Here is a 20159-nt window from a genome sequence, read left to right as displayed (position 1 = left end):
TCGATTTGAATATTGTTTTTATGGGAACACCTGAATTTGCAGTTCCTTCTCTCGATATGCTGATTGCAGAGGGGTACAATGTGGTGGGTGTGGTGACTCAGCCTGATAAACCACAGGGACGCAAAAAAGTACTTACGCCAACACCGGTTAAGGCCGCGGCAGAACGCCATGGTCTGCCGGTGTTTCAACCTGTTAAATTGCGTGATCCGGAAGCTGTAGCCCGCTTGGCTGAATGGAAGCCGGATCTGATCGTGACCGCGGCTTTTGGACAGATTCTGCCCAAAGCCGTGCTGGATATGCCTGTTCGTGGTTGTGTGAACGTGCATGGATCTCTTTTGCCGAAATATCGCGGAGGAGCCCCGATCCAACGTTCCATTATTAACGGGGAATCCGTGACAGGAGTCACATTGATGTATATGGCTGAAGGCCTGGACACCGGAGATATGATCTCGCGTGTGGAACTGCCAATTACGGATGAAGATACATCAGGATCGATGTTTGATAAATTAAGTGAGGCTGGTTCCAAACTGCTTCAGGCAGAAATGCCACGATTGATTGCAGGCGAGACAACGGGGGTCCCCCAGGATGATGCTGAGGCTTCGTATGCTCGTAATCTGACTCGGGATGACGAGAAAATGGACTGGAGTCGTACTTCACGTGAACTGTTCAATCAGATTCGTGGTCTTGTGCCGTTCTCCGGTGCATTTACGATGTGGGATGATCAGGTCTTTAAAATTTGGGCTGCGGCTAATCCCAATCAGGTGGACCTGGCGACTTCTTCGGATGCTGGACAAGCAGAGCCGGGAACGGTGCTGCAATTAAACAAGGCAGGGATTGAAGTCCGCACAGGAAATGGGTCTCTCTGGTTGACTGAAGTGCAGCCTGCAGGCAAAAAGGTGATGCAGGCCGCTGACTTTGCTCGCGGGGGTACACTGAAACCTGGAACGGTGCTGCGATGAGCGGTAACATACCAGGTCGTTCGTCAGGAAAAGGCCAGAAAGCTAATGGAAATTCATCCGGACGTGAAGGAAACCGTCGTCCGAATTCGGGTAAATCGGGTGGTGCATCTCGCTCCCAGCAACCCAAAACATCTGCTCGTACATTGGCAGTCAAGGTTCTGAGTGCTGTTGAGCAAGATGGAGCATACAGTAATCTAGAGTTGAACCGCCGTCTGAAAGAGGCGGATTTAAGCCCTGCAGATGCTGGACTAGCTACCGAATTGGTGTATGGAACAATCGCCAGATTAAATACACTTGATTATTTTCTGGAACGTTACGTCGCCAAAGGAGTATCCAAACTGCAACCATGGGTTCGTAGCCTGCTGCGAATCAGCGTATATCAGATGATATACCTGGATCGTATTCCGGAGCATGCCGTGGTGAGCGAAGCGGTTAATCTGGCGAAGAAACTGGGCCATCAGGGAATCTCGGGTATGGTGAATGGAGTGCTCCGCAATATGATCCGCAATCGGGATGAACTTCGTATTCCAGAACATCTGCCCGTTGCCGAACGTATTTCACTGGAGCATTCCCACCCGTTATGGATGGTTGAACGCTGGATTGCCCAGTACGGCGAAGAGACGGCGGAAGCGATCTGTTGTGCGAATAATGAGCCGCCAGCGGTGAGTGTCCGGGTCAACACAACAATGACCACACGGGAGAAACTGATGCATGAGATGACTAGTACAGGTGCAATCGTTGAAGCTTCTCAGCTGAGTTCCGATGGAATTCTTGTACGTAGTGGCGGAAACATGGCTCTAACGTCCTGGTATCGGGACGGGTTGTTCTCTGTACAGGACGAAAGTTCCATGCTCGTCGCTGAAGCAGTTGCGCCAGAAGTAGACCAACTTGTATTGGATTGCTGCGCAGCTCCAGGTGGTAAAACAGCTCACATGGCGGAGAAAATGCAGGATCGCGGTCGTATTGTCGCGAATGATGTACATGCTCATAAGCGCCAGTTGATCCTGGATCAGGCGGAGCGTCTCGGTCTGAGCTGCATCGATGCTGTAACTGGAGATGCTCTTGATCTGAACGAGCGGTATCCGGAAGCGTCGTTTGACCGCATTTTGCTGGATGCACCATGTTCAGGTCTGGGTGTTATTCGCCGCAAGCCTGATGTGAAATGGACCAAAACCGTAAAAGATATCGGAGATATCGCAGGCTTGCAACGTGAATTGCTTGATCAGGTTGCGCCGTTGTTAAAACCAGGTGGTATTCTGGTGTATAGCACGTGTACGATTGAGCCTGCTGAGAATGAGGATATGGTTGCAGACTTCTTGAATCGACATCCGGAATATAGTCCAGCAGAAACATCCGTCTGGTCTGAATCGGAGACAGCGAACTTGAAGGTTGTGAACGGTGGTATTCAGATTTTGCCACAATACGCTCACAGTGACGGATTTTTCATCGCACGGTTGACAAAAACAGTGGAATAACAGTTTAATAGAGCACGGAAGTATGACCGCCGAGGGGAACTTCGGCGGATTTCTTTGTGATGAGACTTCGATATAATTGTCAGAGAATGTGATGACAGGGTGCGATGGCGGCATTGAGATGTTATAATGCATGAAGTACAGATATCAAGGGTATACATGGATGTAACGTGGTCTTTGTGATAGAATAGGACGAATGGAACGAAAAGAAGGAAGCCAACGAAAAGAAAAGAAGGAATAGGTGTTGACAACAAAATGAAACCTTTTATATATGATTATTCTCTGGAACAACTGCAGCAATGGGCTGTGGAGAATGGGGAGCCGGCGTTTCGCGGTGGCCAAATCTTTGACTGGATTTATGTAAAACGCGTGAATGATTTCAGTGAAATGACCAATCTGTCCAAGCCATTGCGTGAAAAACTGACAGAGCAATTTGAATTTGTAACGCTTAAGGAAATTACCAAGTTTGAATCCAAGGATGGAACGGTTAAATTCCTCTTTGGTCTGCATGATGACCATGCCATTGAGACAGTAATCATGAAGCATAACTACGGGAACAGCATCTGTGTAACCACACAGGTTGGTTGTCGTATTGGTTGTACGTTCTGTGCATCCACATTGGGTGGTCTCAAGCGTAACCTTACGGCTGGGGAGATTGTTGCCCAGGTTGTGCAGGCTCAGAAAATTTTGGATGAACGGGGCGAGCGTGTCAGCAGCATCGTGATCATGGGTTCGGGTGAACCTTTCGAAAACTATGAAGCTACGATGACTTTCCTGCGCATTATGATTCATGAAAAAGGGCTGAACATCGGTCAGCGTCACATCACGGTATCCACGAGCGGTATCGTTCCGAACATCTACAAGTTTGCGGATGAAGATACACAGATTAACCTCGCCATTTCGATCCATGCACCAAATGATGCACTGCGTTCGAAATTGATGCCGGTTAACCGTCGTTTTCCTTTTGAAGACGTGATGGAGTCCCTTCGTTATTATCTGGCCAAAACAGGTCGGAGAATTACGTTCGAGTATGCACTTATTGGTGGGGTAAACGATCAGCCAGAGCATGCAGCAGAACTGGCAAGTGTGCTTAAGAACATGTTATGCCACGTGAATCTGATTCCGGTTAACCATGTACCTGAACGCAAATACGTAAGAACATCGAGAAGCGACATTTTCAATTTTCAGAAGATTCTCTCGGAACAGGGTGTTAATGTAACCATTCGTCGTGAACAGGGACATGATATTGCTGCCGCTTGCGGTCAGCTTCGTGCAAAGCATATGGAGTTGAGGTGAGAACGTTTTGATCAAAACAGTTCATGTGAGCCATATCGGACGAGTGCGTTCGGTGAATGAAGATTCAGCCTGGATTCGTAATCTCGATACAGGATATATTCTGGGTATAGTTGCCGATGGCATGGGTGGACATCTTGCAGGGGATACGGCAAGCCGCTTGGCAGTAGAGACGTTGGTGAAAGATCTGGGAACACTGGAACCAGGTCTGTCACATGCGTCTCTGTCTGCGGCTCTCAGCGATGCTATTTTGCATGCCAACGAAGTTATCTTCCGCACGGCATCAACAGATGACAAGTATCACAACATGGGAACAACGGTGGTTGCGGCTTTATTGAACGATACGGAAGGTGTTATTGGACACATCGGTGATAGCAGAGCCTACAAAGTTGCGAACAAAGCTGTGATTCAGCTAACCGAGGACCATACACTGGTGAATGAATTGTTCAAAAATGGTCAGATTAGCAAAGAGGATGTGTCCCATCATCCACGTCGCAACGTACTAACTCGTGCGCTTGGAACAGATGTCGAGGTGAAGGTAGATCTGGATACCGTCAAGCTGGAGGAAGGCGAAGTTCTTCTCCTGTGCAGTGATGGTCTCAGTAACCTGGTCAGCAATGAGCAGATTATTCAGGTTGCCGGCAATCTGGAACTGGCATTGGAAGATCGTGCAGACCGACTGCTTCAGTTGGCTTTACTTGCTGGGGGAGACGACAACATCACGGTTGCTTTGTTCGAGTTGCAGAGGGAAGGTTCCGTGGATACGGAAACGGGGTGTGAGTCATGATTGGGCACCAGCTAGGCGGACGCTATGAAGTGATTGAGCGTGTCGGCGGTGGCGGCATGGCTCTTGTGTACAAAGCCCAGGATCTTCTGTTGAACCGGAATGTAGCGATCAAAGTCCTTAGACAACAGTTTGTTCATGACGAAGAGTTTATTCGCCGTTTCCGCAGGGAAGCACAGTCGGCAGCATCGCTGTCTCATCCGAATGTAGTTAGCATTTATGACGTGGGGCAGGAAGATGACGTTCATTATATTGTGATGGAGTACGTGGAAGGCAAAAACCTGAATGAAATTATCAAAGAACGTGCCCCTCTGCAGGTGGACGAATCGGTGCGAATCGCTTCCCAGATTGCAGATGCTCTTGATCATGCACATCATAATCAAATCATTCATCGGGATATCAAACCCCACAATATATTAATTGGTCGGAATGGCCGTGTGAAAGTCACGGATTTCGGGATTGCCCGTGCCGTTACATCTACAACGATTACGCAGACCGGTTCCGTAGTTGGTTCTGTACATTACTTCTCACCAGAGCATGCCAAAGGCATCGTTACTGGTGAAAAATCGGACTTATATTCTCTTGGGATCGTACTTTACCAAATGCTTACCGGGCAACTTCCGTTTCTGGGTGAAAGTCCTATCAGTGTGGCATTGAAGCATTTGCAGGAAGAGTTCGATGAACCACGCAAATTCAATCCATTGATTCCGCAAAGTGTGGAAAATGTCATCTTAAAATCCATGCGTAAGAATCCGCAGGAACGTTATCAGTCGGCCAAAGAAATGCAGACCGATCTGGAAACTTGCCTGATGCCGGAGAGACGTAATGAAACGAAGATTGATTTTCCGGATGAGGATGATATAGACCAGACTCGTGTGATGCCAGCGATCAAACCTGAACCTCGCGGAGTTACATCGACGGGTGCAGTGCCTGTGATGGAGTCTGACGAAGAAACTGGCAAGGGTAAGGCAAAATCCAAGAGCTGGAAGAAGCCAGCTCTACTCATTTCATTAACCGTTCTTATTCTAATCGCCATGGTGGGCGTTGTATGGTATGTCAAGGGTATGCTGGTTGTACCTGAAGTAACCGTGCCTAACGTGATCACCCAGACAGAAGAAAAGGCTCGGGAAATGCTTGAGGAGAAAGGACTCGTCGTCAGTGATGAGGTCATCCGTCTGTACCAAGAAGGTGTCGAACCGGGTATTGTCTATGACCAGAGCAGAAAAGAAGGCGATGTTGTCAAAGAAGGTTCTGAGGTCCAGATCAGTGTTGGGGCAGAAAAAGAACTGTTGAAGATGATTGATGTCAAACAAGTAACTTATGATGAGGCTGTCAAGAAGTTGACTGCGCTTGGCATTAAGGAAGATCAGATTCAGCGGAAAGAAGAGTTCTCCAATGATGTGGCTTCAGGTTCTGTTATTTCCCAGACACCGGGTGTGAATGAGGAATTTGATCCTGTTTTAGTTCAGATTGAGTTAATCGTAAGTAAAGGTACTGAGACGGTCAAAATGCCTGACCTGAAGAACCTTACCCGCAGTGAAGCCGAAGAAAAACTGAAATCTGCTGGACTTGTGCTTGCTCAGGTGCAGGAAGAATCAAGTTATACGGTGGACCAGGGGAAAGTGACGCAGCAGTGGCCTGTGGAAGCGGGCACAGAGGTTAGTCCTGGCGATAAGATTACAATCTTTATCAGTACAGGGTATCCGCCCGAAGCGCTGGAATATCCTTTTAATATCAATGTTTCACCCAAAGAAGAGGGCAAAAACAGTAAAATCCGTATCACATATGAAGACGCACGCGGCAAGAATCAGGAATGGGGAACACGCACCGTGAACTCAACCCAGACCTTGACCATTCCGCTTGTGCTGGCTCCAAATGAAAATGGGGCTGTGTCCGTATATCGTGATGGGCAGTTCCTGGATACGTATCTTGTCTCTTACAGTGAAGCCAAAAACGGAACAGTAAATGTACCTTCCATTGACCCGGAACAAAGCACTGAGACGCCGCCAGAAAATGAGCCTGATCCAGGTGAAGGTAGCGTTGATGAAGGCAGTGTTGATCCCAATCAGGAAGGTGAACCTGAGTCCACACCGGCAGACGGTGAGGGTGACAGCGTAGATGAGGACACTTCTGCCATGAATAATGGTAAGGGGCACGGCAAGGAAAAAGAGAAGAAAAAGGAAGTCATTAACGCATCAAGCCGTCCATAAGGGCGGCTTATGCTGGCGTCTGGAGTAAATGTACCACCATCTAAAGGAGGGCGTCGGAGCTATGCCAGAAGGTATCATCGTTAAAGCGCTAAGCGGTTACTATTATGTCATGCCAGTGGAAGACAACGGGGTTCCTTCGGTTGAAGGTTCCGCCGTTCAATGTCGAGCCAGAGGTATCTTCAGAAAGCGGGGAACTTCACCGCTTGTAGGTGACCGCGTCAGCTACATGTTGACTGAGAACGGAGAAGGAACGGTTGATGAAATTCGGAAGCGTGAAACGGAACTTATCCGCCCTCCTGTAGCCAATGTAAGTTTGGCTGTTCTCGTATTCTCTGTGAAGGAACCGGATATGAACCTGAACCTGTTGGACAAGTTCCTTGTTCACATCGAGCAGGCGGGGCTGGATGCACTCATAGTGTTGACCAAACTGGATTTGGCTGATCCAGCCAAAGACACTGTTGCTGAAGTGAAAGCATTGTATGAACAGGTTGGTTATGAAGTGATCTCCACAAGTTCACGTACCGGTGAAGGCAGTGAATTGCTCAGAGACCGTCTGGCTGGTAAGATCAGCGTATTCTCCGGACAATCCGGTGTAGGCAAGTCTTCAATGTTAAATGCATTGATGCCGGGCCTGACGCTGGAGACCAATGCGATCAGCATGCGTCTAGGACGAGGGAAACACACCACCAGGCATGTGGAGCTTATTCCGTTGGATAATGGTGGATTTGTTGCAGATACGCCAGGATTCAGCCAACTGGACTTTCTGGAGATCGGTGTGGAGGAACTCTCCACTTGTTTCCGGGAATTCGCCCAGTTTGCAGATCAATGCAAATTCCGAGGTTGTACTCATACACATGAACCAGGCTGTCGTGTGCTTGCGGCCAAGGAGGAAGGTCTGATCTCCGAAAGCCGATATCAGCACTATGTGCTGTTCCTGACCGAAATGAAAGATAAGAAGCGGAGGTATTAACATGATTAAAATTGCCCCATCGATATTATCAGCTGATTTTGCCCGCCTTGGTGCGGAAGTTGCAGAAGCTCAAGCTGCAGGAGGAGACTGGATTCATGTTGACGTTATGGACGGTCATTTCGTCCCTAATATTACGCTTGGACCTGCGATTGTGAAGGCAATCGCTCCACATACAAGCTTGCCGCTCGATGTGCATTTGATGATTGAGAATCCGGAGCGTTATGTTGAGGAATTTGCCAAAGCGGGTGCAGCGGTAATTACCGTTCATGCTGAGGCTTGTGTGCATTTGCACCGCGTTATTCATCTGATTAAGGAGCAAGGAGTGAAGGCAGGAGTTGCCCTAAATCCGGGAACGCCAGCGTCTGCCATTCTCGAAGTTCTGGATGATGTGGACATGGTTCTTGTCATGACGGTCAATCCTGGATTTGGCGGACAGGCATTTATCTCGGGTACCATGAACAAAATCAAGCAGATTCGTACCTGGTTGAACGAAAAGGGACGCCATGATGTACATATCGAAGTAGATGGCGGAATTGCTGCCGATACAGCCTCGCTTGTGGTGGAAGCTGGAGCAGATGTGCTCGTTGCCGGGAGTGCCGTATTTGGCCGTGAGGATCGCGCTGCCGCGATTACTGAAATTCGCCGTAGCTACGGAGGCTGATCCATGACCCTCAAGGAGACACTGTGGACGATGGCTGCGAGTCTCGTGACGGGACTTGTGCTTGCTTTGTTTGCGGTTATTCAATCCCCGTTTAATGCGATTACGTCATTAATCGGGGTAGGCGTTGTTATTATGTATTTCCGCAAATTTGATCGTACCGGGCATCGGGTTACTTTTGTCATATTCAGCATACTGTATTATGTACTGAGTGTTTTCATGATCGCTGTCTATCAATATATTCCTGCCCAAACGTAAATGACCTGATCTTCGGGCTTGTCATTGTGGAATAGGGATCGAAGGTTCCGCATAAATATGGTTACATGAGCAGGTTTCTCATGTAGCCTTTTTTGTCGTGTTTGAGGTAAAGAAGGCCTGAAGCATAGGATACGGCGGACGCATGAGCATGATGGGGAGGGTGAATTATGAAATTTTACACATTCAAACTGCCGAAGTTTTTGGGAGGGTTTGTAAAGGCGATTCTTAATACGTTTCAAAAGAACTAATCCGATTGATAAGGTAATAGGGAATACCGCCGCCTTGGCTCAGTCTTATCTGGAATTCGTACCTGCGAAGCGTCATGCGGCGGCTATTCACATGTTAATGAGCGTATTCAAGATTCCCTTTTTTGAATACCAAAAAAGCACCTGCAAGGAACAAGGTGCTTTTTGCTTACCCGATTTATAGTAGCTTTGCGTGATTATACGCGAGTCACTTTACCGGCTTTCAGTGCACGGGTGCTTACGTATACACGTTTTGGTTTGCCGTCAACGAGAATGCGGACCTTCTGAACGTTTACGCCCCAAGTACGACGGTTACGGTTGTTAGCGTGGGATACGTGGTTACCGGTGCCCGGTTTCTTACCTGTCACATAACATTTGCGAGACATAGATTACACCTCCTATCCTAAAATAACCAGTTGCCTTCAGAAACGAAAAGTCATTCCATAAGGACTAAATTGTTCTTCCTGATCATAAAGATCAGGTTTCAGTAGCTAATGGCGTTGTTTAAGCCGGCATAACCGGATCATTTCCATTACTTAACCTGCATAAAACAATACTTGAATATAATATCATAATTAAAAAAGCTTCGTCAACTGATCCAAAAACTTTATTTATTTCTCCTGTCTAATATAGTACAATGTTGAGTAGTCCATAATACAGTGGTGAACAGGCTGTTGCCGCGAGGAAGTCGGAGAATAAACCGTACTTAGAGGTCGGTGGTCTGCTTTTTGGCAACGCTGTGAGCTGCGGCATTCCATCATTGGCACCAGTCTCCATGCGGCATTCATGTCGGCTCTTGATACCGGTGCATATCCGTATGCCCCGAAGTTAGGGGTGCAGAGAGTGCAGGATATTGGTAGCCCGGCCGCCCAGACCGTTAATCCGGCTGACATGTTGTATTGTATGCCTGTGCCGGACAAGGTATGGACGAAGAATAACGCAGTCCGCGTTAGCGCATGAACAGACCAGACACATCTTGGTGCAAGGTGTTCGTGTATCAAGCTAGGAAGGGGAATTCTCACTTGAGTATACGTTCTTTAAATGGAACAGATTTCACCGCAATGGTACTTGCCGGAGCGGAACAACTTGGACAGCATGCAGAGCACGTCAATTCCCTGAATGTTTTCCCTGTGCCGGATGGTGACACGGGAACGAACATGAATTTGACAATGAGTGCAGGAGTTGCAGAGATTAAAAGAAAAAGTTCTGCCTCCATCGGCGAAGCTGCCGGTATTCTATCGAAAGGCCTGCTTATGGGCGCACGGGGGAATTCAGGAGTTATTCTGTCGCAATTGTTCCGTGGTTTTAGTCGTTCAGCTGCTCCCTATGAGGAACTGAATACGCTCCAATTTGCAGCAGCCCTGCAGAACGGTGTTGACGCAGCTTACAAAGCAGTCGTAAAGCCCGTTGAAGGGACCATTCTTACCGTAGCCAAGGAAGCGGCGAAACATGCCAACTACTATGCAAGACGGACGAATGATATTACTGAATTAATGAATGAAGTTTTGTTAAAAGCAAAAGAAGCACTGGCAATGACTCCGGAATTACTGCCTGTACTGAAACAGGTTGGTGTTGTGGATTCAGGTGGTCAGGGGCTTGTATATATCTACGAGGGCTTTATGGAAGTATTGCTGCAAGGTGACGGAGGGAGTCGTACTTCACTGAACAAAGAAGTAACCCCATCCGTGGCAGCATCTGCTTTGAAACCGGCTGCACCGACAGAAGTGGATATCAAGAAGCCTGCACAGCAGCAGGTGATTGCACCGGAGATGCCATTGTCTGCTCAGGCGAGACTGGAAACGGAAGACATTGAATTCCTGTATGATATGGAATTCTTCATTAATCGTGAGCTTGGAGAGAACGCAGGAGTGGCATTTGATGACGAAGCATTCCGGAAAGCGTTGTCAGTTAATGGGGATTCGATCATTATCATTGCCGACGATGAAGTCATCAAAGTTCATGTCCATTCCAAGACACCAGGCGATGTATTAAACCTGGCGCTGCATTATGGTGAGATTACACAGATTCATATTCTCAATATGCGTGAACAGCATCGGGATCTCCTGACAGCAGGCATGGACATTGCTCCATCACCTGAATTGTTTGCAGAGATTCCACCTGAGGCAGCGCGCAGTATGGAAGAGGCTGTGCTTCCTGCAGATGAGATGGCACCGTATGGTTTTATTGCGGTATCCTCCGGTGACGGTATTGCAGAGATTTTCCAAAGTCTTGGCGTTGATGTTGTTCTGTCTGGTGGACAGACGATGAATCCGAGTACTGAGGATTTTGTAAAAGCCGTTCGTTCCATTGCTGCGGAGCAGGTATTTATACTCCCGAATAACTCGAATATTGTACTGGCTGCGGAGCAGGCTCGTGAACTGCTTGAAGATGAGCGCCGGATTACGGTTATTCCAAGCAAGACCATTCCACAGGGGATGGCTGCTGCCTTTGCTTTCCAGGAAGATGAGTCTGCGGAAACAAACCGTGATCAAATGTTGGAGGCCATCAGCCGGGTACAGTCCGGTCAAGTGACTCATGCGGTTCGTGATACGCAATATGATGAATTAGATATTAAGGCGGGGCACTATATCGGTATTCATAACTCCAAAATTGTAGCGACGGATGAAACCATGCTTCAAGCATGTGAAGGTCTGCTCAAACAGATGATGGAGAGTGGAGATGAAGTGGTGACGATCCTTGAAGGGGACGAAGCGGACCCTGAGGTTACTGCTGCCCTCGCTGCATGGCTTGAAGAACAGTATCCTGATGCTGAGGTAGAGGTACATCGTGGAGGACAGCCTGTGTATTATTATTTGTTCTCCGTAGAGTCCTAATAAAGGTTGTTCAAAACGTCTCTTGTTGAGTTTTTGAACAGGTACCAATAGCACTCTGGCGAAGAGGAGGAGAGTCATGAGCCACAAGGTTACGATAGTAACAGACAGTACGGCAGATATTCCCGAAGAACTCATTCGCAAATACGGGATTCATATTGTTCCGCTACGTGTTCTGTTCGGTGAAGAGACCTATGCAGATGGCGTTGATCTGACTTCGGAACAGTTCTACGAAAAGTTGAAGAAGGGTTCTGTGTTGCCTACAACTTCACAGCCATCTCCAACCGATTTCATGAATGTGTACCAATCACTTCTTGATGAGAACCCGGAACGCCCGATTGTATCGATCCACCTGTCATCCGGCATGAGTGGTACCTACCAATCGGCCATGCTTGGCAAGTCTTTGCTGGAGCGTGAGGGTGACATCACCGTGCTGGATTCGAAGTCAGCTTCGTATGGATACGGTCTAATGGTGGTACAGGCTGCTGAACTTGCCGAACAGGGCAAGTCGGCAGTCGAAATCGCTGCTGCTATTGAAGGGATGCAACAATCTCGCAAGTTGTTCTTTCTTGTAGATACTTTGGAGTATCTGCAAAAGGGCGGTCGGATTGGCAAAGCTTCAGCCATCTTGGGAACGTTGCTTAACATTAAGCCGATCCTGTCTATTGATGAAGAAGGCGTTATCTACGCAGTTGAGAAAGTCAGAGGTCATAAAAAAGCAATGGCACGCATTATTGAGCTGTTCCAGAAGGATCTTGCAGGCAAACGGGTTAATTTGGCGGTAGGTCATACCGCTGACCCGGGATCAGCGATCGCTTGTGCAGAACAGCTACGGGGTCATTTTACACTGAATGAAGTGATCTATACCAATATTGGAGCCGTAATAGGCAGTCATGTTGGACCTGGTGTCATTGCGATCTTTATGTGGCCTGTTCCGGAATGAGGGATTAGACATGAAATTGGAAGAAATATCAGTTAAGCAAATTAACGGCGTGAGTGCTCTCAAAGAGGGAGAGCTTCACGCCTTTGGCATCTCTACTGTTAAAGACCTGCTTGAATATTATCCGTTCCGTTATGAGGATTATCGTCTTCGTTCGCTCAGTGAAGTGAAGGATGGGGACAAGATTACGGTCCAGGGACAGGTAATGGGTATTCCTGTATTACAACGATACGGTAAAAAGTCCCGTCTTACCTGTAAGATCATGACGGAAGAGTGGATGATTACAGCCACCTGGTTCAATCGCCATTTTCTCAAAGAACAACTTACCCCCAATCGTGAGATTGTGATTACGGGAAAATGGGAACAAAAACGCATGCAGATGACAGTGACTGACTCGGAGTTCCCTGATAAAGGCGATGGGCGTTCAGGTACATTGCAACCTGTATATTCTGTAACTGGCAAGCTGACGCAACAATGGATGCGGAAAACAATCAATCAAGGGTTAATCCAATTCGGAGATATGATTCCTGAGATTCTGCCTCATTCCTTGATGAAGAAATACAGCTTGATGCCACGTAAGCAGGCGATTGCGGGGATTCATCGTCCACAGGACAACCGGGAAGGTCAGCAGGCCAGACAGCGGATGGTGTATGAGGAGCTGTTTCTGTTCCAGTTGAAAATGCAGGCGTATCGCGCGCTCAACCGGAATCGTATGGATGGTGTAGTGCATACCACGGACAATACGACGATTCGTGAGTTTGTACGCAGTTTACCTTTTGAATTAACAGATGCTCAGAAAAAGGTGGAGCTTGAAATTCTGCATGATATGCGTTCGCCCTATGCAATGAATCGGTTATTGCAGGGTGATGTAGGATCGGGTAAAACGGTTATTGCGGCAATTGCACTATACACGACTGTTCGATCTGGGTTCCAAGGGGCTCTGATGGTGCCTACTGAGATTCTGGCGGAACAGCATATGCGCTCACTGCAAAAGCTGTTTGAACCGTTTGGGGTAACCGTAGGGCTGTTAACGGGCAGTGTAAATGGACGCAAACGTAAAGATCTGATCGCCTCGTTGCAAATGGGCATGATTGATATTGTGGTGGGTACACACGCCCTGATTCAGGAAGATGTTTTCTTCCGTGATCTGGGCCTTGTGGTGACGGACGAGCAGCATCGCTTCGGGGTGAATCAGCGCAGCGTTTTAAGACGTAAAGGATATAACCCGGATGTGTTAACCATGACGGCTACGCCAATTCCACGGACACTGGCGATTACGGCTTTTGGGGATATTGAAGTATCCACGATCTCGGAACGTCCGAAAGGACGGATTCCGATCTCTACGTATTGGGTTAAGCACGATATGATGGAGCGGGTGCTCGGGTTTATTTCCAGAGAAGTGGATCAGGGGCGTCAGGCCTATCTGATCTGTCCACTCATTGAAGAGTCGGAGAAGCTGGATGTGCAGAATGCCATTGATTTGCATGTGCAGATGCAGCAGAACTTTCCAAAATATCGTGTAGGTCTGTTGCATGGCCGAATGACGGCTGCGGAGAAAGAAGAGATGATGCGTGACTTCTATAGCAATGATATTCAGTTGCTTGTCTCCACCACCGTTGTCGAGGTTGGGGTCGATGTGCCAAATGCCACGTTGATGGTCATTATGGACGCGGACCGCTTCGGTCTCTCCCAGCTGCATCAGCTTCGTGGGCGGGTTGGTCGTGGTGCCCATGCGTCCTATTGTGTACTCATTGCTGATCCCAAGACGGAGGTTGGACAGGAGCGCATGAAGGTCATGACGGAAACGGAGGATGGATTCGAGGTATCCCGGCGTGACCTGGATCTCCGGGGTCCGGGTGATTTCTTCGGTACCAAACAGAGCGGATTGCCTGAATTCCGTCTTGCCGACATGGTTGCCGATTTTGCTGTGCTGGAACAAGCCAGAGATGACGTAACCCACTTGATTGAGGATGCGACCTTCTGGACGTCTATGGACTACGCACCTTTGCGTGATTTCCTACAGCAACAGCAAGTATTCAAGGGTGATCTGATTGACTAATGTTTGCCATAATAGCGGGTTTTTCGTATTACCTTTGTAAAAAAAAGACAAGTGTACAAGCCCTCCCGACATATGAATAAGAAGTGAGTTCATTCTTTGGGAGGTGCTATACGTTTTGGGTTATCAACAATATGGAATTAGTCCGCAGCTGGTGGAGCGGATCAAATTAAAGATGAAAAATCCCGCTGTCAAAGAGCGTATCAAAAAGTTGATTGATGGCGTGACCAAGTCTGATCTGCAAGATAAGGCCAAGGTCAGAAGGTTGGTCAAGTCTTCAGCTGTCATTATGAATGAGAATTTCTCTCCGGCGCAGGAGGAGCAGTTTGTTGCGTTTGTACTCGCGCAGAAGATTGATCCGAACAATACGTTTCATTTGATTAAGCTGTGGGGGATGTTTAGGTAGGGATTCGATGTAACGTTGGGTGAACTAAAATGAACTACAGGGTGTTACACGTGACCACTACGAGTGCAGTACCATCTTCCGATCGCTGTTATCCCCGGATTTTTTTGATTCCCTTTTCTAAAGGGTAAAATCCGGGGATAAAGGCGCACGCTTCGCTTCTTCAGATTGGTTCTGCACTCTCCGTTACTGTGTAGCTGGAGTTCATTTTATAAAACCAAATTACATGAATGATTGTTTGGTAATTTAGGAAGGGGTGTTCCATTAAGTCATCTGACTAATGGAACACCCCTTTTTTGAGCTCACGATGATGGAGGTTTTAGTTGGGCTTCAAATGGAATGATTATGTAGTTTTATTTGCTGCCCTCTTACTTTGATCAGGAGAAGAGCTGATGATGATTAAAGTTATGATTAAAACTACAATGATAATGCTATTGGAAGGGAATTCTTTTAGAATGTAGTCCTGTACAATTAAAGTCAGGATTGATATAAATAAAATCATTTGCAGGACAAGTCTTGTTGAGCGATCAGGATTGTTGGATCGTCTGGAGACACAATATAGGGTAAGACATATTAGGCTAAAAAGCAGAAATGAACCTAGGAGTATAATGGCAAGCATGCATGAACACCTTTCTGTATTAATTCTCGCTTAATAATTGGAATAACATGACAACTAATTATAACATAGTTTTTTTTGGAGTCGGATATTTCATAGAAGTTAAGGGATGAACTATAGTGTGAATGGTGTAACATAGTTGATGTATTTTCACAGGATGGACTTTGCTTTCCTCCGGGGGGAGCGGTAAACTGTTGCATACGAGCATACGAGCATACGAGCATACGAGCATACGAGCATACGAGCATACGAGCATACGAGCATACGAGCATACGAGCATACGAGCATACGAGCAGCAGCGATCAATGTCCTGGATTTTATGTCAAAAAGGCGTGGCTGCGTCGGTATGCATTTTATTTTCAGACAGATGTGGAGGAAGTACGATTGGAAATGTTTACGATGCTGCTGGGTTTATTTGAACGGGCGGCGCTGTTGATTATATTTTTATTCTTTCTGTCGAGGGTGCCGAGATTTAGGCAGATTCTGCAAAAGGGGAAATTAAGGTGGCAAGAGTCTATTGCAGTTACCTTGTTATTCTGTGCTTTTGCCATTTTTGGGACATATACGGGCATTAATGTTGAAGGTTCACTGGTGAATGTCCGCATTATAGCGGTGCTATCGGGTGGTATTTTGTTCGGGGCGCCTGTGGGTATTATTACGGGGATTGTGTCCGGTGTGCATCGGTATTTGATCGATATGGATGGTGTCACAGCTATACCTTGTCTAATCACGAGTATCCTGGCGGGTCTGGTATCCGGATATATACATAAGTACACGCCCAAGCCTAAGCGATGGATCATCGGTATTGGTGCCGGAATGATCTGCGAAGCGCTCACGATGTTACTAATCCTGCTATTTTCCTATCCCGATCCACTGGGTGCCGATATTGTCTCGCAGATTGCGCTGCCTATGATTCTGGGTGAAGTCAACATTGGGCTGATTGTGCTCTTGGTACAGAGTGTCGAAGGGGAAAAGGAAATGATTGCAGCTCGTCAGGCGAAGCTGGCGCTGGAGATTGCCAACAAGACCTTGCCGTACTTCCGTTCCATTGACGAGGATTCTCTGCGCAAAATCTGCCGGATTATTCAGGAGGATATTCAGGCTGATGCCGTTGCGATTACGGATACCCGAAATGTGCTAGCATATGTAGGATTTGGTGAGGAACGATATCATATTGGTAATGAAATTATAAGTGAGATGACCAAGAAGACAATATCCAGCGGGGAGATTACGATCAGTAATGATGTCATTGATGAAAAAACACCGGATATCCACTCGCTGTTAATCATTCCGCTCAAAGAACGAGGAGACATTACAGGTGCGCTCAAAATCTATTATCGCAAAGCGTACAAAATTACGTATCCATTACAAACGATGGCTGTAGGTTTATCGCAGATCATCTCAACCCAGATGGAAGTATCTCGGGTAGAAGAGATCAAGGCTGCTGCCAACAAAGCAGAACTGCGTGCGTTACAGACAACCATTCACCCTCATTTTCTGTTTAATGCGCTAAATGCGATTGCTTCGTCCATCCGAACCAAACCGGATCGTGCCCGGGAGCTGATTGTGAATCTATCCGGGTACATGCGTTACAATCTGGAGCTGTCGGATGAGTTGATCGATATTCATAAGGAACTGGAGCAGGTCCGGAATTATGTAGAGATTGAGAAAGCTCGCTTTGGTAGCCGACTTAACGTGATCTATGACATTGATGAAGTCGCGGTGCATATTCCGAGTCTTGTTATCCAACCGCTCGTCGAAAATGCAATTATTCATGGCATTCTCAAGGTCAAAGGACCCGGGACTGTTCGAATTCGGGTTCAGGATTATCCGGAGTTTGTGCGAATCAGTGTCAGCGATACAGGAGCAGGAATCAGTGCAGATATTATTGAACGGGTCTATCACGACCGTATGCCTGGTAACCAGATCGGGCTATATAATGTGTATCGCCGGGTCAAGCTTATCTACGGACAAGGTGTAACCATTACACGGCTGGAACAAGGAACAAATATTTTATTTGATGTGCCCAAAGGAGATGTCGTAACAAGGTGATGATGGATCAATGAGAGCTCTTATTGTGGAAGACGAGATTCTGGCAAGTGAGGAACTGAATTATTTAATCCAGGAACATAGTCAGATTGAAGTGGTGGATCGCCTTGAAGATGGGCTGGATGTACTGAAGTTTTTGCAGGAACAAGAAGTAGATGTTATTTTTCTCGATATCAATATTCCCTCGCTGGACGGTATGATGCTGGCTCATCATATTGGGAAATTTGCAACGAAACCCTACATTGTATTTACTACGGCGTATAAGGAACATGCAGCGGAAGCCTTTGAGTTGGAGGCGTTCGATTATATTCTCAAGCCTTATGATGAGAAACGAATCGCTGCGATGCTCCATAAACTGGAGATGGCTTTCAAGCGTGATCATACGCCGGTGGAGCAACATGTTGAGGATGGACCAGCTACTCTGGTGGACGGATCTGCTGCACAGGGAGATCTGTTACGAGAACGAGATACGAATTCCCATACAGACAGAAGAATTAATCTGCTGCGGAATGACAATATTATTGTTACGGATACGGCAGATATCTACTATGCGGAAGCGCAAGAGAAAGTGACGAAGGTATATACCAAAAATGGGGAGTTCACCATGCCAGTGAGCATATCGGATTTTCACAGCCGTCTGCCACAGGATACGTTCTTTCGCTGCCACCGTTCTTACGTCGTAAATCTGTCGCAAATCCGTGAAATTGTACCTTGGTTTAACAATACGTATCTGCTCCGTCTGCGCGATTTGGAAGCTGAAGTGCCCGTGAGTCGTGGGAAGGTCAAAGAATTCAGGCAACTCATGCGCATCTAGAAGCATTTCATTCCGCATCTGATGCAACTCATGCTCAAAACGGTGTGATGAATCCCCTTTCATGTATGATTAGCTTGTGAACGCATTCATGTATATGACATCGGCAAAGGGGAGATCACGATGAAAGCAACAATTTCATCCGTTTCATCAACACCTGAATCAACATCTGCACCTACAAAAATGAATCGCTGGCTTATTGTTTTGGGGACCATCATTGTACAAATGGGTCTTGGAACTATCTATACTTGGAGTTTATTTAATCAACCGTTGTCTGATCGTTTCGGATGGGACGTCAGCTCGGTCGCGATAACTTTTTCAATTACCAGTTTTGCTTTGGCGTTTGCCACATTGTTTGCAGGCCGGTTGCAGGAACGTTGGGGTCTTCAGCGCCTGATCCGTGTAGCCGGGGTTGTGCTTGGACTGGGTCTTATTCTGAGTTCCCAAGTCACTTCGCTAACATTGCTGTACATTTTGGCTGGATTTGTCGTTGGTTTTGCAGATGGTACGGCGTACATTACATCGTTGTCTAATCTGATCAAGTGGTTCCCGGAGCGTAAAGGTCTGATCTCGGGAATCTCGGTCGGCGCATTCGGTACCGGTAGTTTATTGTTCAAATATGTTAACACGGCATTGATTGGTGCCGTTGGTCCTGCTCAGGCATTTATGTACTGGGGCATTATCGTTCTGGTTCTGGTGGTTGCGGGATCATTCCTGATCCGTGAAGCGGTTGTTCGTGAACAGGCTCCGGCAAGCAAGGAAGGATCCAAACAAGTCGTAGCACGTCATGACTACACGGTGAAAGAGATGCTACGTACAAAAGAAGCATACATGCTGTTTGTTATTTTCTTCACGGCTTGTATGAGCGGTTTGTATCTGATCGGTATTGTCAAAGATATCGGTGTACAGCTTGCAGGTCTTGATGTAGCTACCGCTGCGAACGCAGTGGCCATGGTTGCAATCTTTAACACGGCAGGACGTATTATTCTCGGTGCGCTGTCGGATAAAGTAGGACGAATGAAAGTCATCGCTGGTGCGCTGCTGGTTACAGCCGTAGCTGTCATGACACTTAGTCTGGTTCCACTGACCTTCGGGATCTTCTTCGCTTGTGTGGCGGCCGTTGCCTTCTGCTTCGGCGGTAACATTACGGTATTCCCGGCGATTGTGGCCGATTACTTCGGATTGAAAAATCAGAGCAAAAACTATGGTGTGATCTATCAGGGATTTGGATTTGGTGCTTTGGCTGGCTCATTCATCAGCGCCCTGCTGGGTGGATTCCATCTAACCTTCATCGTGATTGCTGTACTCTGCGCTGTCTCGCTGTTGCTCGCACTGATCATTACACCTCCGGGTCAAGGTCGTCGTGCACGTCAACGTGAAAAACAGATGAACCTTAACCCTTCATCACGGGCAAGCTAACACATGCACTGGAAGTACGGAACAGAGAATATTTCTTCATCTTAAAAAGCAAATTAAAAACAAAGTAAACAAAGCGGTCTCCAGTTGAGGCCGCTTTTTGGTATCTACAGTGGTCAGATTGCTGACTTGTTGGCCTATCGGACCATCTGGCTGCCTGCAAGCATGGTGCCTAGTGTGCATTCCGT

At 47.3% G+C, this 20159-nt stretch carries 18 protein-coding genes; 17 read left to right on the top strand and 1 reads right to left on the bottom strand.

Annotation, left to right across the window (positions count from 1 at the left end; all coding sequences use genetic code 11):
* Positions 1 to 5 precede the first annotated feature (5 nt).
* The 9 genes from fmt to spoVM all read left to right on the top strand — a co-directional run bounded on the left by fmt (position 6) and on the right by spoVM (position 8852).
* On the top strand, positions 6 to 959 hold the full coding sequence (gene fmt, locus IFU39_RS17970; RefSeq protein ID WP_105599616.1) for a methionyl-tRNA formyltransferase: 954 nt from the start codon (positions 6 to 8) through the stop codon (positions 957 to 959).
* A complete protein-coding gene (rsmB, locus tag IFU39_RS17965) occupies positions 956 to 2434 on the top strand; it encodes a 16S rRNA (cytosine(967)-C(5))-methyltransferase RsmB (protein WP_192134103.1) in 1479 nt (492 codons plus the stop codon). Before fmt ends, rsmB begins: the two co-directional genes overlap by 4 nt.
* 252 nt (positions 2435 to 2686) lie before the next feature.
* Positions 2687 to 3727 carry a 23S rRNA (adenine(2503)-C(2))-methyltransferase RlmN gene (gene rlmN / locus IFU39_RS17960; protein WP_036614609.1) on the top strand — a complete coding sequence of 347 codons (1041 nt, stop codon included), beginning with the start codon at positions 2687 to 2689 and terminating at the stop codon, positions 3725 to 3727.
* 7 nt (positions 3728 to 3734) lie between these two features.
* On the top strand, positions 3735 to 4511 hold the full coding sequence (locus IFU39_RS17955; RefSeq protein WP_192134100.1) for a Stp1/IreP family PP2C-type Ser/Thr phosphatase: 777 nt from the start codon (positions 3735 to 3737) through the stop codon (positions 4509 to 4511).
* The gene (gene pknB, locus IFU39_RS17950) at positions 4508 to 6718 is read left to right on the top strand and encodes a Stk1 family PASTA domain-containing Ser/Thr kinase (RefSeq protein ID WP_192134098.1); all 2211 of its coding nucleotides are present in this window, start codon (positions 4508 to 4510) and stop codon (positions 6716 to 6718) included. Before IFU39_RS17955 ends, pknB begins: the two co-directional genes overlap by 4 nt.
* Before the next feature lie 61 nt (positions 6719 to 6779).
* On the top strand, positions 6780 to 7688 hold the full coding sequence (gene rsgA / locus IFU39_RS17945; protein WP_017687455.1) for a ribosome small subunit-dependent GTPase A: 909 nt from the start codon (positions 6780 to 6782) through the stop codon (positions 7686 to 7688).
* Position 7689: 1 nt separating this feature from the next.
* On the top strand, positions 7690 to 8349 hold the full coding sequence (gene rpe, locus IFU39_RS17940; RefSeq protein WP_105599609.1) for a ribulose-phosphate 3-epimerase: 660 nt from the start codon (positions 7690 to 7692) through the stop codon (positions 8347 to 8349).
* Between the two features lie 3 nt (positions 8350 to 8352).
* Entirely contained in the window at positions 8353 to 8604 is a 252-nt protein-coding gene (locus IFU39_RS17935; protein WP_091014322.1) for a hypothetical protein, read from the top strand.
* Between the two features lie 167 nt (positions 8605 to 8771).
* Complete coding sequence (gene spoVM, locus IFU39_RS17930; protein WP_019424875.1) at positions 8772 to 8852, top strand: stage V sporulation protein SpoVM; 81 nt, start codon at positions 8772 to 8774, stop codon at positions 8850 to 8852.
* A gap of 194 nt (positions 8853 to 9046) precedes the next feature.
* Here spoVM and rpmB read toward each other — a convergent pair whose 3' ends face one another.
* Entirely contained in the window at positions 9047 to 9235 is a 189-nt protein-coding gene (rpmB, locus tag IFU39_RS17925; RefSeq protein ID WP_017687459.1) for a 50S ribosomal protein L28, read from the bottom strand.
* 400 nt (positions 9236 to 9635) lie between these two features.
* On the opposite strand from rpmB, the gene IFU39_RS17920 reads away from it, so the two are divergent.
* The 8 genes from IFU39_RS17920 to IFU39_RS17885 all read left to right on the top strand — a co-directional run bounded on the left by IFU39_RS17920 (position 9636) and on the right by IFU39_RS17885 (position 19974).
* On the top strand, positions 9636 to 9809 hold the full coding sequence (locus tag IFU39_RS17920; protein ID WP_188310489.1) for a hypothetical protein: 174 nt from the start codon (positions 9636 to 9638) through the stop codon (positions 9807 to 9809).
* A gap of 62 nt (positions 9810 to 9871) precedes the next feature.
* Complete coding sequence (locus tag IFU39_RS17915; RefSeq protein ID WP_105599607.1) at positions 9872 to 11683, top strand: DAK2 domain-containing protein; 1812 nt, start codon at positions 9872 to 9874, stop codon at positions 11681 to 11683.
* Between the two features lie 76 nt (positions 11684 to 11759).
* Positions 11760 to 12623: a DegV family protein gene (locus IFU39_RS17910; protein ID WP_091014328.1), complete on the top strand. Its 864-nt coding sequence runs from the start codon at positions 11760 to 11762 to the stop codon at positions 12621 to 12623.
* A gap of 10 nt (positions 12624 to 12633) precedes the next feature.
* Positions 12634 to 14679, top strand: coding sequence for an ATP-dependent DNA helicase RecG (gene recG / locus IFU39_RS17905; protein WP_105599606.1), 2046 nt, complete (start codon positions 12634 to 12636; stop codon positions 14677 to 14679).
* Between the two features lie 115 nt (positions 14680 to 14794).
* Entirely contained in the window at positions 14795 to 15082 is a 288-nt protein-coding gene (locus IFU39_RS17900; protein WP_036614589.1) for a stage VI sporulation protein F, read from the top strand.
* A 1012-nt stretch (positions 15083 to 16094) separates the two neighbouring features.
* Positions 16095 to 17747: a sensor histidine kinase gene (locus IFU39_RS17895; protein ID WP_192134237.1), complete on the top strand. Its 1653-nt coding sequence runs from the start codon at positions 16095 to 16097 to the stop codon at positions 17745 to 17747.
* A gap of 10 nt (positions 17748 to 17757) precedes the next feature.
* On the top strand, positions 17758 to 18558 hold the full coding sequence (locus IFU39_RS17890) for a LytR/AlgR family response regulator transcription factor (RefSeq protein WP_091018264.1): 801 nt from the start codon (positions 17758 to 17760) through the stop codon (positions 18556 to 18558).
* Between the two features lie 180 nt (positions 18559 to 18738).
* Positions 18739 to 19974: an L-lactate MFS transporter gene (locus tag IFU39_RS17885; protein WP_091018296.1), complete on the top strand. Its 1236-nt coding sequence runs from the start codon at positions 18739 to 18741 to the stop codon at positions 19972 to 19974.
* Positions 19975 to 20159: the final 185 nt, after the last annotated feature.

The sequence above is a fragment of the Paenibacillus sp. CFBP 13594 genome (genome assembly GCF_014842675.1).
Lineage (GTDB): Bacteria > Bacillota > Bacilli > Paenibacillales > Paenibacillaceae > Paenibacillus > Paenibacillus amylolyticus_B.
The sequence above is the reverse complement of the archived record's forward strand: the minus strand, read 5'-3'. Positions and strand labels throughout refer to the sequence as shown.

Bases quoted from the DNA above. Each gene is read 5' to 3' on its own strand.
- spoVM (WP_019424875.1), top strand. From the start codon at position 8,772: ATGAAATTTTACACATTCAAACTGCCGAAGTTTTTGGGAGGGTTTGTA.
- IFU39_RS17885 (WP_091018296.1), top strand. From the start codon at position 18,739: ATGAATCGCTGGCTTATTGTTTTGGGGACCATCATTGTACAAATGGGT.
- IFU39_RS17895 (WP_192134237.1), top strand. From the start codon at position 16,095: ATGCTGCTGGGTTTATTTGAACGGGCGGCGCTGTTGATTATATTTTTA.
- rlmN (WP_036614609.1), top strand. From the start codon at position 2,687: ATGAAACCTTTTATATATGATTATTCTCTGGAACAACTGCAGCAATGG.
- IFU39_RS17920 (WP_188310489.1), top strand. From the start codon at position 9,636: ATGTCGGCTCTTGATACCGGTGCATATCCGTATGCCCCGAAGTTAGGG.
- IFU39_RS17890 (WP_091018264.1), top strand. From the start codon at position 17,758: ATGAGAGCTCTTATTGTGGAAGACGAGATTCTGGCAAGTGAGGAACTG.
- rpmB (WP_017687459.1), bottom strand. From the start codon at position 9,235: ATGTCTCGCAAATGTTATGTGACAGGTAAGAAACCGGGCACCGGTAAC.
- recG (WP_105599606.1), top strand. From the start codon at position 12,634: ATGAAATTGGAAGAAATATCAGTTAAGCAAATTAACGGCGTGAGTGCT.
- rpe (WP_105599609.1), top strand. From the start codon at position 7,690: ATGATTAAAATTGCCCCATCGATATTATCAGCTGATTTTGCCCGCCTT.
- rsmB (WP_192134103.1), top strand. From the start codon at position 956: ATGAGCGGTAACATACCAGGTCGTTCGTCAGGAAAAGGCCAGAAAGCT.
- IFU39_RS17910 (WP_091014328.1), top strand. From the start codon at position 11,760: ATGAGCCACAAGGTTACGATAGTAACAGACAGTACGGCAGATATTCCC.
- rsgA (WP_017687455.1), top strand. From the start codon at position 6,780: ATGCCAGAAGGTATCATCGTTAAAGCGCTAAGCGGTTACTATTATGTC.
- pknB (WP_192134098.1), top strand. From the start codon at position 4,508: ATGATTGGGCACCAGCTAGGCGGACGCTATGAAGTGATTGAGCGTGTC.
- IFU39_RS17935 (WP_091014322.1), top strand. From the start codon at position 8,353: ATGACCCTCAAGGAGACACTGTGGACGATGGCTGCGAGTCTCGTGACG.